11 protein-coding genes are annotated in these 13,893 nt (G+C 40.3%); 5 read left to right on the top strand and 6 right to left on the bottom strand.

All coding sequences use genetic code 11. The features are described from left to right. The first annotated feature begins 338 nt into the window (after positions 1–338). Complete coding sequence (locus RMY00_RS33730) at positions 339–2,693, top strand: WD40 repeat domain-containing protein (RefSeq protein WP_322651720.1); 2,355 nt, start codon at positions 339–341, stop codon at positions 2,691–2,693. On the opposite strand, the gene RMY00_RS33725 is transcribed toward RMY00_RS33730, so the two are convergent. The 5 genes from RMY00_RS33725 to RMY00_RS33705 form a co-directional block, all read right to left on the bottom strand. Beyond that, a complete protein-coding gene (locus RMY00_RS33725) occupies positions 2,694–3,272 on the bottom strand; it encodes an HMA2 domain-containing protein (RefSeq protein WP_322653734.1) in 579 nt (192 codons plus the stop codon). A 425-nt stretch (positions 3,273–3,697) separates the two neighbouring features. Next, positions 3,698–4,006, bottom strand: coding sequence for a DUF5132 domain-containing protein (locus RMY00_RS33720; protein WP_322651718.1), 309 nt, complete (start codon positions 4,004–4,006; stop codon positions 3,698–3,700). Between the two features lie 70 nt (positions 4,007–4,076). Beyond that, on the bottom strand, positions 4,077–6,326 hold the full coding sequence (locus RMY00_RS33715; protein ID WP_322651717.1) for a heavy metal translocating P-type ATPase: 2,250 nt from the start codon (positions 6,324–6,326) through the stop codon (positions 4,077–4,079). Positions 6,327–6,466: 140 nt separating this feature from the next. Beyond that, positions 6,467–6,589 (bottom strand): hypothetical protein, encoded by a 123-nt coding sequence (locus RMY00_RS33710; RefSeq protein ID WP_322651716.1) that lies wholly within the window; start codon positions 6,587–6,589, stop codon positions 6,467–6,469. Between the two features lie 37 nt (positions 6,590–6,626). Continuing rightward, on the bottom strand, positions 6,627–7,826 hold the full coding sequence (locus tag RMY00_RS33705; RefSeq protein WP_322651715.1) for an HMA2 domain-containing protein: 1,200 nt from the start codon (positions 7,824–7,826) through the stop codon (positions 6,627–6,629). A 775-nt stretch (positions 7,827–8,601) separates the two neighbouring features. Here RMY00_RS33705 and RMY00_RS33700 point away from each other — a divergent pair. The 3 genes from RMY00_RS33700 to RMY00_RS33690 all read left to right on the top strand — a co-directional run bounded on the left by RMY00_RS33700 (position 8,602) and on the right by RMY00_RS33690 (position 12,991). Beyond that, on the top strand, positions 8,602–9,033 hold the full coding sequence (locus RMY00_RS33700; protein ID WP_322651714.1) for a hypothetical protein: 432 nt from the start codon (positions 8,602–8,604) through the stop codon (positions 9,031–9,033). A 223-nt stretch (positions 9,034–9,256) separates the two neighbouring features. Then, entirely contained in the window at positions 9,257–10,711 is a 1,455-nt protein-coding gene (locus RMY00_RS33695; RefSeq protein ID WP_322651713.1) for a hypothetical protein, read from the top strand. Positions 10,712–11,218: 507 nt separating this feature from the next. After that, positions 11,219–12,991 carry an iron uptake porin gene (locus RMY00_RS33690; RefSeq protein WP_322651712.1) on the top strand — a complete coding sequence of 591 codons (1,773 nt, stop codon included), beginning with the start codon at positions 11,219–11,221 and terminating at the stop codon, positions 12,989–12,991. A 133-nt stretch (positions 12,992–13,124) separates the two neighbouring features. On the opposite strand, the gene RMY00_RS33685 is transcribed toward RMY00_RS33690, so the two are convergent. Next, positions 13,125–13,403 carry a hypothetical protein gene (locus RMY00_RS33685; RefSeq protein WP_416212125.1) on the bottom strand — a complete coding sequence of 93 codons (279 nt, stop codon included), beginning with the start codon at positions 13,401–13,403 and terminating at the stop codon, positions 13,125–13,127. A 200-nt stretch (positions 13,404–13,603) separates the two neighbouring features. On the opposite strand from RMY00_RS33685, the gene RMY00_RS33680 reads away from it, so the two are divergent. Beyond that, the coding region (locus RMY00_RS33680; protein ID WP_322651710.1) for a hypothetical protein at positions 13,604–13,893 on the top strand (290 nt) is incomplete at its 3' end.

Raw genomic sequence — 13,893 nt, 5'->3', positions numbered from 1 at the left:
AAAGGCACTTACCAATATATTTAGGTATTCAGCATCGTACTTAGTTAAAGCCGCTAAATCCGAGATTTGGCTTTGTACTTAAAGCCCTACTCCCTCTTGCTCTCTGCCTTGCTGATAAATGCTCTTCCTCCTTCCTTCTTATATAACTATCTTTTTTATTTGCAAGTATTTCCCTACATAGACTTATTGACATGTAAGCATTTTCATAGGTTACAGTTGAGTTACATATTCTCAAGTAGTAAAATCAAGAGTATGTATGAATTTACCCAATGGCAGTATTGCCCTGATTTCATGCAAGCCTTGCTTATTTATTTTATTTAATTTTTAGGTATTTGTTTATGCAGCAAGGGTTAAGCTTACTAATTCAACTGGTAATAGAGTTTGCACCTGTTATTACAGAGCTAGTACAAAAGAGAAATAAAGATTTAGCTCTGAGTAAATATGAATCGATTGAAGTAATTCCCGAAATACTCAAAGTTCTAAATCCTTCCAATAAAAAAAGCAGTGATGCTGAAGACTTTGAACAAGAAAGAATTTTCCAACAGCAATTAGTAGCTGATAATCACCAAACGCAATTAAGAATAGCCGCCCAAGAGCGAGAAACTGCACTCAAGTTACCAGAAGTCAATAAAATTATTGATAGCTGGCCTTTAAGATTATATCCTTCACAGATTTTAGATCACATCAATTATGGGCGCACTCCACTAAAAATTTTTATCGCTCCTCCTCAAGTGCATTTTGACCAATTTAACAATAATAGAGATGAAACAATTTTCCAGATTGAGTTAATGTTGGCTGAAGGATTACGAGATTTTCTCAACAAGCATTACTCTCTAAACAGTCAAGTTAGACCAACAGAATTATTGGCAGGAGCTTGGGACAGTAAACGTTTTCACAGTGAATCAAGTATTAAGGCTCTGTTTGGAATGTTGAAAACAGAGCCTATTTTGATTTTAGAGTCAGAAAATGATGGCGATTATTTAAATTTTCGGATTGCCTACTGGGGTTTGGGACAAGGTAATTATTATTATAAAACAATTACTCGTTTGCCTTATCGAGAAATTTTGGAAGAGTCTGCTAAAAGACGGGCGTTAGAATGGAAAAGAATTAGAAATGAACTCCTGGCATTGGGAGAAGATATAGAAGAGATTAAGCACATTGGAAAAGATAATGTTGTTAATTTGGCAATTTTAGAAAAGGTAGAAAAATGGAATGAAACAGGAATTGATATTAGTAATTTATCTTTACAATATCAAGTCAACCGTCAAGACTTTGAAAACCTTTGCCAGGTTTTGATTAATTATCATTGTTTGGTTGCAAGTTGGGTAGCAGATATTTACCACCTGGTTAATCATGGTATACCTCCGCTACTACCAGAGTTGCTGCCGAGTTTGCTGTCAGATACTTTTGATTTTCAATCAATAGAAGTTATCGCCTCCGGTTACAAGCAAGTTTACCAAGCTCTGGAAAATGAGCGCTGTTACTGGGTTCCAGAATTGGCTTTGCAATTAGCTCAGAGTTTATCTCATTTAAGCGATGCCTACGGCGGTAAACTACGCTTTTGGGCAAACGAACACCTTGATTATTCTGTGAATACATGGTTACAACTACGCCAAATATCACTACAGGATTCTACAAACCCGCTTCAGGCAATGCAATCAGCCGTCAGCATCAAAGATGAAGAATATGTGAAAAAGCTAAGAGAATATTTTGTCGCGGTGGGTGATACTCAGAGTCTTGCTGATGTTGAGGAAATTTTAAATTGCGTTGCCAACCTCAAACAACAAGTTACACTACAACATATCGTTCTCAGCCATACCCTAACTGGACATTCAGAAAAAGTGACATCTGTTATCATTAGTCCTGATTCTGAGAGTTTAGTTAGCGGATGTGCAGATAAAACCATCAAAGTATGGAATTTTAAAAGCGGTAAACTTATTCGCACCCTCACAGAAGATTTAGGCGAAATTTCCTCTGTTGCGATTAGTCCTGATGAACATTATCTCGCTGTTGGTAGTTGCCAACATCCCAAAAGTAATGTGCAAGTATACAACCTCAATTCTGGCAAACTAATCCACACTCTGTTAGGACATCAAAAACCGGTTAACTGCATCGCTATCAGTCCTGATGGACAAATTCTTGCTAGTGGCAGTAATAAAATCAAAATTTGGAATTTGCATAAAGGCAATCGTATTTGCACCCTTTGGCATTCATCCGCAGTTAATGCTGCTGCTATCAGCCCTGATGGTACAATACTTGCTAGTGGTAGTTCTGATAACAAGATTAGGCTGTGGAATCCCCGCACTGGCGATCCATTACGCACCCTCAACGGACATTCAGGTGGGGTGAAATCAGTAATCATTAGTCCTGATGGAGAAATTCTCTTTAGCGGTAGCACAGACAAAACTATTAAAATTTGGCATTTATCTACAGGTAAAGTTCTACACACCTTAACTGGACATTTAGAAGAGGTAAGATCCTTAGCTGTTAGTCCTGATGGAGAAATCCTCTTTAGCGGTAGTGCAGACAAAACCATCAAAGTTTGGCATTTGCGGACGGGAGAATTATTGCAAACTATTACAGAACACTTAGGGGCAGTAAACTCTATTGCTATTAGCCAAAATGGTCAATTTCTTGCTAGTGGTAGTTCTGATAATACCATCAAGATTTGGCAGATTAATTATGCTTTTTAGTTATTCGTTTGTTGATTCTTCTTTGCTAGCTCCGTGCAATTTAATAAAGCTATCAAAAGCATACCATGCTAAAACATACCAAGGAATTATTTCTAGCTGTAACCCTCTCTTAAATAATTGCCGTACTGAAAGACTAGCTAATCCCAAAGGAAAAAGAATCCGCAGATCAAAAGCACCATGTGTTGCCTGTTTGACGCGCTGGTTTAAGTCAACAATCGCGGATGATACTCCTGCTGCTGCTTCGGTGTTACCCTCGGAAACATCAACAAAAATTATTCCTAAATCTTTAAGTGTTGCTAGTACGTTTTTTAGACTGCCATCTTTACCATCGTGATTGATCACAATACTGCCATGATGGAAATTTGTCTTAACTTGAGTAATGTGAGAATTTGCTGACAAAGCATTGGCGATACTTTGCATTTTTTCTGGTTGACGATGGGAATGAGCCACTCTTAACCGCAATCTTCCGGGGGTTGAACTTATAACTTTTGTGGATATCGGTTTTGGTGATGTTTTGAAAGTGGGTTTGTCTAGAATTTCCGGCATTTTATTGTGGGTGTTATAACCATTTGTCAACATGCAACCACCTTTTTTACTTGTGTGATAGTGGATTTTTTGTTGTGGGTTTATTATCTACAGGAATGAGTGGAAAATTAATGGAAAACGAGCCGCAGAGGACGTAGAGAATACAGAGGAATAATATGTCCGCTTGATTACTTATTAAACCCGGAGAACCCCTCCCCGCCTGCCTACGGTGTACACATAAGTTATCGAATCACTACCAGTCCTCGAATTACCCCACCCTAACCCTCCCCTTATAAAGGGGAGGGAACTAGATAGATTTCTTTTTCCCCCCTTTCTAAGGGGGGATTAAGGGGGGTAATTCGACTTGTGTGTACACCGTAGCCCCGCCTGCGGGGAGGAGTTGGGGATGGGGTTCTTTTATTTTGGTAATTGGAAGTTGCCTATGGCAAAGATTTTAACTTGCTAATGGGCGGATGAAATTACACACCATTATCGGTGACATTATCGCCATTGGTGGCAGACGCTTCAAATACGGGGGTTTCTTTTTCTTCAGCAAGTTCTGCTCTGGCTTCGGCTACCATGTCTTCCCAAGTTTCGCCTATTTCTGCAATGGTTCCTTTGCTTCTTTCATAAAGACCAATTCCACCTTTGATGACGGATTTGACTAAGGGTTTACCAACTCCAGCAACAATGGGCAGCAGAACGGGTGCTAAGAGGACTGCACCAATTCCGGCTATAATACCGGGAGCGCCTGCATCTTCAACAAAATCACTAATTTTAGGTGCCATGTTCAATTTTCTCCTATTAATTAAGAAACCTCGGAAAACTTTTTAAGATGCTCTTGGCGGCATAGTTGCATCATCTTGCCGATGGTAGAGCTTTATGTTGACGATTTTTAAGAATTGGACGCAAACCGTTGACTCCGGCAACTACGGTTGAGCCATTGTTGACTACTGTTGCAGCTAAGGGATTAAGACCAAAGAGAACGGCGATCGCTAATGCTGCTAAGTTAGGAACAGCAACTAGTCCGGTGTTTTGCCGAATCAATTGCTTGGCTTGACGAGCGATCGCGATCGCTTCTAATAAACCATGCAAGTCATTCTGCATCAACACTAAGTCTGCTGTCTCGCGGGCTATCTCAGAACCGTTGGCAAAGGAAACGGAAACATCGGCGTAGGCTAAAGCTGGCGAATCGTTGATCCCATCACCTACAAATGCAACCGTTTTACCTTGTTCGTGCAGTTGGCGGACAACTGTTGCCTTTTGTTCTGGGAAAGCTTCTGCGTGAGTATGCGTTGGCAAAATACCTAGTTGAGCAGCAACGGCTGTAGCAGTTCGCTGATTATCGCCGGTTAGCATGTGAATTTCTACACCTTCGACTGTCGAAAGTGCCGTGATCACTTCCCGGCTTTCGGGACGGAGAAGGTCACTATATTTAATAATACCTTGAAGTTGACCGTTGCTGGCTACATAAATTGCTGAATTTGGAGATTTTTGATGGCCATTTAATGCTTCCATGTCAATGCCACTGGTACGCAAAAAGCGATCGCTCCCAACAAAAACTGTCTCTCCATCAATCAGAGCTTGTACGCCCAAACCTAGTTGATAATCCCACTTGCTACGCGGCAAAATTTCCACTTGCTCTGCTTGGGCATAGCGAACAATTGCTTCTGCAACTGGATGAGTTAAACGTTGTTCGGCGGCGGCGGCCAATTCCAACACCCGCAATCTTGAGGTTGCTGGATTGAGACTTTCCACACTGACAACATCGACTTCTCCCTTAGTCAGCGTGCCCGTTTTATCAAAAACTATGGTATCAACTTCTGCTAATTGTTCTAACGCTCGTCCGCTACGGATGAGAATTCCCCGTCGGGCAGCATAAGTTAATGCTGCTAAAACTGTTGTGGGGACGGAGACTCGAATACCTGTAGCAAAGTCTAGAGTTAAAACGCTGGCTGCCCGTGAAGGGTTACGGGTTGCGGCAAATACTGCCCCACCAAGTAGCAAAGTTGGCACTACAGCTTTTTGAGCAAATTTCGTAGCATAATTCTCCATCCGCGTATCGTGGACAGGTGCTTCTTGCATTAACTTAATGCTCTGTCCGGCGCGGGTATCGTTGCCTACCCGTTCTGTGAGAATATAAATTCGTCCTTCCCGTACTAGCGTTGAGGCGAAAACTGGTTGTCCTTTTTTCTTCAGCACCGGCATCGACTCGCCAGTTAATTTCTGCTCATCTAGCAGGGCTTTACCTCGCAAAATGCTACCATCAATCGGCACTTGTTCGCCAGGGTAAACAATTACTGTATCGCCACGCTGCACATCTTGAATGGGGATTTGTTGCTTGTCGCCATTGCGTTCCACCCAGACAAATTGTCCTAGAGAACTAAGCAAATCTAAAGTTTGTTGAGCAGAAGAACGAGCCGTGCGATCGCGGATATTTTCGCCGACTTCAATTAAACCCAGCATCAGCGATGGTGTGAGAAATTGCCCTTGGAAGGTAGTAATAGCGATCGCCATCAGATCCAAAAAGTCAATATTCAATTTTCGCTCTACCCTAATACCTTCCCAGGCTCGTTGGATAACGGGTAGTGTAGCAATGGCGATGGGAAGCACCACTATCAAAGGCGGGATCGATAATCCTAACGGCCCTCCTAGTACTGCTAAAGTAGTGGCAACGGCGGAGAGTTGTAAACCTGGCCAAGATGGCTCTTTTTCAGTTTCCGATGATTTAGAGTTTTTCAGAACTACTACTTCACTTGCAGCCTGAATCAAATCGTGAAGGTGCGATCGCATCTTCGCATCAGAAACTTTATCAGATTTATAAGTAACTGCAACTGACATTGCCGCAGGCTTGACACGGACATTCTTCACCAGCGCATCTGCTGTTAACAATACTTCCAGACGCTTGGCATAATCTGCATCACAGCGTAAGCGAGGTAAACGAAATCGTACTCTTCCCGGAGTTGTATGAACAACGCTGTAGGTAACTTTAGGTAACTCTCCTTGAGAGTGTCCATTAGTGTCAATTAAAGAAACTTTTCCATTCCTTTCCAAAACAGTGAATTGAGATTTTGGGGGTGATGGTAGTTCCAGTGCTACTTTTGCCATTACTTTTCTTTAATCCAATAATTGTTACACTTCGATGAAAATCAGGCTCTTAACTTAGGCAAAGAGAGCAAATAAGCCATCAATCCTGTGAGATTGATTAGCTATCTATTTGGTTATTTGTAATTTGCTAGATTAGTTAGCTAACTTATTGCTGTGGCGGGATCATTTGAAGGCGGCGTTACTGGGCAATTAGTCTCGTCTGTGACTGTTTGCTCTTGTTTCTTGTCTAAATTTACTACCGTCTTTAAATTTAAACCAGTCATAATTGCCCTCCAGTATTCTGCAATTTGAAACTGTGTATTAAGTTCCCAAGGGTAAGTTCGCCATAATACCTAATGAAAAAGACATCGCAGGCGATTTTAGGTTAGTCCACGGACTAGATAACTCTGGAGTTGTTTGGTTTGTTGTTGAGTTGATAACTTCAGGAGTCTGAGTAACCTGATTAGGATGATTTAGCGTTGTTGCGTCTGTAACTTCAGTTGTCTGAGTAACAGGATTAGTCTGATTTGTCGTTGTTACGTCTGTAATTTCAGGAGTCTGACTAACTTCTTCTAGGGGTTGTTTCGCCGTTGTTATCCCTACTGTTGGTGGGTTTATCTCCAACGCTAATTCCATCAGGCTCACCCAATAAGATAATGGAATCTCACGAGACTGATAAGCGATCGCGATCGATGCTGCACCAAAATTCACACGCACGCTGGTAACTTGAGCATCGGTTTTCACTATTCTCTCAAGCCGCCGCCCATAAGCTCGATCTTGGGCGATTTTTGGCACATTCAACCGAATACGTCCGGGAATTTGATGAACTATGCTGTAGTCAATCTTTGCAGGTGCTACCACCTTGCTATTTTCTTGTTGGATAGTAGATTTGGATATATCGCTTTTTATCGCAGAACTGGTGTGATTACCTTCGTTTTTTTCTGATGTCGAAACTTGAGAGCCAAGATAACCAATTACACCACGGGTTGCATCCGCCGCAATCATATAAACTGGAATCGATACCCAGCCATGAATTCCCAATCCTCCTGTTACCGCCAAGCCTGTCATCATTGGAATTAAGGAAATACCTTGCTCCTTCCAAAATAAAGGCGATTTCCAAGCTGCAAAGGGATCGGTCTTGCTAGATGAATCAGACGAAGCCTGCGGCAGTTGGATATCAAGATCGGATTTTAGCGCCAAAATTTGCGGTAATGAGAGCTTATCTTCATCAAAATTAACTACCAAACTACCCGTTTGTTCGTTTACGGCAACTTCCTTCACTCCTTCTATGGAGCGTAAATCTTGAGCTATGTTATCTAATATCGAGTTAAGACTACTGTCAGTAGTACGCAGTCGCACGCGCCCGGTAGTTACATGAACTATTTGCAAGGCACCTGAAGGCTGTGCGATCGCTTTACTTGGACTCTGATTCGCTTCGTTGCTTTGTAGTGTAGAGATTAAATTAGGAGATATTTTAGCGGAAATATTTAATTTTTCACAATTAATGCTATTTTTAGTCATTTACCCAATTAGCCAATAGCTACATCAAGTTAAAGGTTAACAATAGATTAAATGTACCTTAAGGCTGCGGGTTGAATATGCGTCTTCCGAATTATTTTTAATAACGTTTTGTTATGAAAATGATTATTATAATTAAGCAAAGCTATACAAACTTTCTTATCAGTTGGGTGGAATATATAGCATTTGTTTGTCAAATGAAATACATGTATGAGGCTGATAAGCTTGTCAATTAAGGATTTTAATGCATCTCAGGTTAGTAGTAACCGTTAAAATACTGCACAGATTTTGCCGTTTATCGGTAGCCAGGGTAGTGAAACACACGCTGGAAGACTTTTCAAACATCCTCTTATGCTCAACCTAACATACAAATATTCAAAACCTACGCAGTAATTAGGTCAGCGTAAATAATTCTCGTTGGGATAAGGCAGGGGGCAGAGGTCTCTTAGCTGGGAGAAAAAGGGTTTGAGCCTTGTTTACTTTTCTTCACACAGTTTGGTTTTATTGTGCCGACTTACTTATTGGCAACCTTTATATATATCAAAGATATATCTCTAAATATATGGGAATTTAGCGAGTAGATAACTACATGTTTTTTTTACCTAAACAATTTGTATATATGAAAAATATATTTTTCATATATATATTTTTTGTTTAATTTCTTGCACAATAACATTAGAGTTAAAAAATCTTGTGTATGAAAAAAATAACTTTTTGAAAACCAAGTTTATTTGGTATTTCAATCCAAAATCCTAGCATTTAAAAATGTTTAATTTAGATGACATTTGCTGAATCTGAGTTTGACTCAATAAAGGTTTTCAATATGGATACTTCGGAGCTTTTACGAATTTATGTATCCGTCCAAAAAAGTGTTAATCAATCCAGTCTCATTGAAGCTAAACTGCCGAATACAACAGATAATGATATAAAACCACACGACGGGGATATTCCTTTTTTAGCAGTCTTTTTGGCTCACATTTCTTTCATGATTGTTTGGGGAACTTTTGTTTTTTTCGTTTCATACGTCTCCAAAGCGTTACAAAAGGCGGCACAAGATAAAGACGAAATAGTAAGCATAAAACATCTAGACCAACATCCCTGTAAAAATTGCCAATTTTTTAACAACAACCATTATCTAAAGTGTGCAGTACAACCTTCTGCTGCTCTAACTCAAGAAGCACTCAATTGCTCTGACTACAAGCCTAAATAGATTTTTAGGTGTTGCTGATTTCATGTATGAAAACGATTTTGCATAATCACAAAATCCTTGTAAAGACGTAGCACTGCTACGTCTCTACATCCAGATTCCCGATTTTTATACATTGAAGTAACTATTCGTGTAATTTGTTTTAATGATGAAACTGTAACAAAATAGATGCATTGATTTAGAGTTGAACTTTTTAAACTTCATTTGAAAGACCTAAACAGATTTTATGAAACAGAAAGAGACGATATTTGTTATTCCGACTCATCGATTGAGAGATGTAGCACAGACCATCGAAAAGTATGATGAGAATTTCTGGGTAAATGGTCATGCTTTAAAAATTATCGTATTTGATGATTCTAGCATTGCCAACCACGAGAAGTATTACCCACTTTTAGAGCAGACTAAGACAGTCAATGATGTATATTATGTCGGCCCACAACAGAAAGAGCAATTTATTACATTTTTAAACGAAAGACTGCGCGATCGCAAGCTAGAATCACTAGTAAAAAACTTATTTAGACCTAGTTATGGCGGAAACCGCAATTTCACACTAATGTATACCCTTGGACATTTAATGGTTAGTGCAGATGACGATATGCGACCAGATGCATTAATAGAAACTAGTCCAGAGTCTTTATCAGGTGATGAAATATGTCGAGGAAAATTAATTAAATCTAACCAACAAGGTGGCTTTGTCCATAAATCTTTTGACTTACTCACGGCTTTTAGTGATGTTCTAGGTCAAAAAGCCAGCCATGTACCAGAAAACTTCGAGGCTGGAGAATTGGTTCTTGATACAGCAATGGATTTAGAAACTAATACAACCAAGGGTTACTTTCGGGAAAACAGCCTTTTATTACAACAAGGGAGAGTATTAAATAATGCAATCGTCAAGATTGCCCAGACTTTTCGTACCGGAACTAATGATATCGATACACTTGATTTTATTCACATGTATCTCAATGATGAAAATCAAATAAGTCCAAATGACCTGAATGATTTTTATATTCTTACTAACTTTCGACCTGTTATTACTAACAAAAACTGGAGAATGGATTGTGGAGTTGCTGGATATGATAATCAACTAGGTTTACCACCCTTTTTTCCAACTCGACTGAGATTTGAAGATTATATCTACAGAATTTGGATACAGCAAGAGGGGATTGTGGCTGCACATGTTGATGCTGTCCAAAACCATATTAGAAATAACTACATGCGTAATCCTCTGGCTAGTGAACTCTTTAATGAGGAAATATGTAGTCTGTTGAAAAAGAAGATTAAGAGCAGTGTTTATCATCTTGATGACTTGGGAATCAAGTTTGATTACTCTGGGGAAGTCACACTACAAGACTCTGAAGAAATCCTAGAAAAAATCTCTGCTATCCATAGGCAGGTAGTCAAAGCCTCAATGTCTACCCAGAATGAAGAACGTAAGGTGTCACTCCAATTGTTTGCTGAGAACTTATCAAGAGTATTTTATGGGTTTGAACCCGACTTTTTTCAGCAAAATGTTTCCAGAATTATCGATGATGTGATTAGCCAATTTCACGGTTCTCTAGAAATATGGCCAACTCTAGTTGAAATCTGTTACTTTTACAAAGATAAGAAAGATTTACCACAAATCAGAGTCAAAAACAAGAAGCTAAAATCAAGAAATGGCACGAATTTGAGCCAAATTTAAGCATAAACTCAGTCATTAGTACCTAAAAGAACGAAAACCGTGAAAAACGTATTAATGACTTCTTGACTAGAAATAAAAAGGTACAGAGCAACTAAATTTATTGACGTTGCTGATTTCATGTATGAAAATGATTTGGCATAATACCAAAATCCTTGTAGAGACGTAGCACTGCTACGTCTCTACATCCGGATTCATACTTCAATTCAGCAATGTCAATTTATTTATGGGCTTGGTAAATTTTTGAATGCGTGAATGCATGATTTCTCCGAACGCGAATTTATGTTGGGCAGAGTCGAAATCCAACGTCTCCCAGAGTTGAGGCTGACTAGATTTCCCCACTGCTTCAATCTATGGGATGAGTTAAGATTTTTTAATCGTAACAATTTTATCAGGTATGTCTTAAAATTACTGGAATCTGATAAGATTTCCAACAAGTAGAATAACTGCTTGTTCTCTTTTTCTTGAAGCCAGTCATTTTGGGCCTTTTTTGGGAAAGGAAAATAAAAAATGTCTCATTTATTGTGGAAAACTCTGGTACTAAGCCCAGTAGTTTTGGGAGTGACGGTGTTGGTTTCCGCGAAGGCTATGGCTACTAAAGTACCAGCCTCTTCTGAAGATATAAAGGCAAAAGTTGCTCAGACAGAAGCACCAATAGCTTCTAGTTCTTCAATATTCATCCAAACAGAGCAACCAAAAGTTAATCGGCAGTTGGTTGCCCAAAAGACTGATGAAAACAACGTTTTAGAAGAAGTTAACCGCTACAGCAGTGAAGGCAAAAAGCAGAATTCACTGTCTCAAGTCACATCAGTTTCTCAGTTTTCTGATGTACAGCCGACTGACTGGGCATTCCAAGCTTTACAATCCCTGGTTGAACGTTACGGTTGTATTGCTGGATACCCCAACAGCACTTACCGTGGCAACCGGGCACTAACCCGTTATGAATTTGCCGCAGGTTTGAATGCTTGTTTAGATCGGGTTAATGAACTGATTGCGACAGCAACGGCTGATTTGGTGACAAAACAAGATTTAGCAACCCTCCAACGTTTGCAAGAGGAATTCTCGGCAGAACTAGCAACTCTGCGTGGCCGAGTAGATGCTATAGAAGCACGGACTGCTGAACTGGAAGCAAATCAGTTTTCTACTACCACAAAATTGGTGGGTGAAGCTATTTTTGTCGCTACTGATGTGTTTGGCGGTAATACTGGCGATGCAAACAATACTGTCTTCCAAGATAGGGTACGTTTAGACTTGCAAACCAGCTTCACGGGTAAAGACATTTTACACACCCGTCTTGCAGCCGGTAATGCACAAGCGTTTTCACTAAGAGATAACGCTAATGGGGTTCTCAATACTTCTGAAGGTACACAAACATTTCAACTCAACGGTGGAAGCACCAATAACAATGTCAATATAGACTGGCTGGCGTATTATGTACCCATCGGCCCAGCCCAAGTTTACGTAGCGGCCACCGGAGGTATTCATAGCGATTATGTTGCCACTAATAACCCTTACTTTGAGGACTACGATGGTGGTAATGGGGCTTTATCTACCTTTGCCTCTGAAAGTCCCATCTATCGCATTGGTGGTGGTGCAGGTGCAGCACTGACTTTACCCTTTAGTAGCGGTGGCAGTATTTTCAAACCAAGTTCATTGACTATAGGCTACTTAGCGTCAAATGCTAATAATCCTGGCGCAAATCAAGGTTTGTTAGAGGGTAACTATGCAGCTCTTGGACAGTTGAACTTTAGTATTGGCGATCGCTTGGCGATCGCTGCTACCTACGTTCACGGGTATAATGGTGCTGGAACTGGTGGTTTATTTGATGCCGGTGGTGGTTTGACTAGCACTAGCCGCGTCGTAGGTACTGATCAAGCTAACACCCTCGTCAACGCATCTTCCAGTAATTCTTATGGTATAGAAGCAGCCTTCAGACCCAGCGACAAACTTTCAATTAGTGGCTTCGTTTCTTACCATGATGTCAGAGGCTTCGGTGCAAATGATGATTATGAAGCTTGGAGTTACGGTCTTGGGTTAGCCTTACCTGACTTCGGTAAGCCGGGTAACGTTTTAGGTATTTTTGCTGGCGCAGAACCCTATTCCTTTAACCGACCAGGTTTTGCTGGTAATGATATACCCTATCACTTTGAAGGCTTTTACAAGTATCGCGTGTCAGATAACATCTCAATCACCCCTGGTGTCATCTGGTTGACCTCGCCTGGTCAAAATAGCGGTAATGATGATGCGATTATCGGTACGTTGAGAACAACTTTCACCTTCTAAAGGTTCACAGCAAAAGCGTCGAGAATGCAGAATTCTGAATTCAGAATTCTGCATTCTTTTTCAATTTTTAGTTTTTACCCCACCCTAACCCTGCCCTTATAAAGGGGAGGGAACTAAATAGTGTTTGACTGAGTTATTGCATCAAAATCTGACGGCTTAAAATACTCATGACTTCATCTGGATTACCTGTTGGTAGTAGCGCACTCCAGTCACCAACGCTGGCATAGCCGAGAACTTGCAACAAGTGAATTGTGCTGGTAACGGCTTTTGGTGAACCAATCAATAAATGTTTAATCGGTTCTCTTTTTGGCGATTGCTTTTGGTCAGATAGATTCAAAAGGGGTGCATTGTTACCTTGGGTAGGTAAATACTGCTTTTGTTGTGATTTGGCAAACTTTTTTGATTGTGCAATGATCATACTTGACTCCAATTGTAGGGGTTAAATGAAAGGCGATCGCCCTCGGCCAAGAGTCCGCGATCGCCTTTCTTATTTAAAGATATAGTATATTTTTATACCTGTCAATAGTCTTTTAAGTGTTTTTACATAGATTTAGGCATGAGGAATTGGTGTAAGTTTTTGTGTAATGTCTAACGATAAGCTGTTTTGCGTCTATGCTTTGTATCAGTTCAAATCTTGCGATCGCCCTACAGCCCTTTGGGCATCCTACGGTAGGCGTTGGCAAAGCGATCGCTTTTGTGTTTGATAAAAGCAAATTTGCTAAGTTCCTATATTTAGACTTCTTGCATGAATCAATGAGCTTTCACCCTAAATCCCTCTCCCAAACTTGGGAAAAGGGGTCGGGGGATGTAGCTCACTTCCCGCAGGGTGGGCGAATTTTGCATTTGTGCAGTCGTTTATTGAATTCGGGCAGTCGTTTATTGAATTCGGGCAGTCGTTTATT

The sequence above is a fragment of the Nostoc sp. ChiVER01 genome (genome assembly GCF_034531155.1).
Lineage (GTDB): Bacteria > Cyanobacteriota > Cyanobacteriia > Cyanobacteriales > Nostocaceae > Nostoc.
The sequence above is the reverse complement of the archived record's forward strand: the minus strand, read 5'-3'. Positions and strand labels throughout refer to the sequence as shown.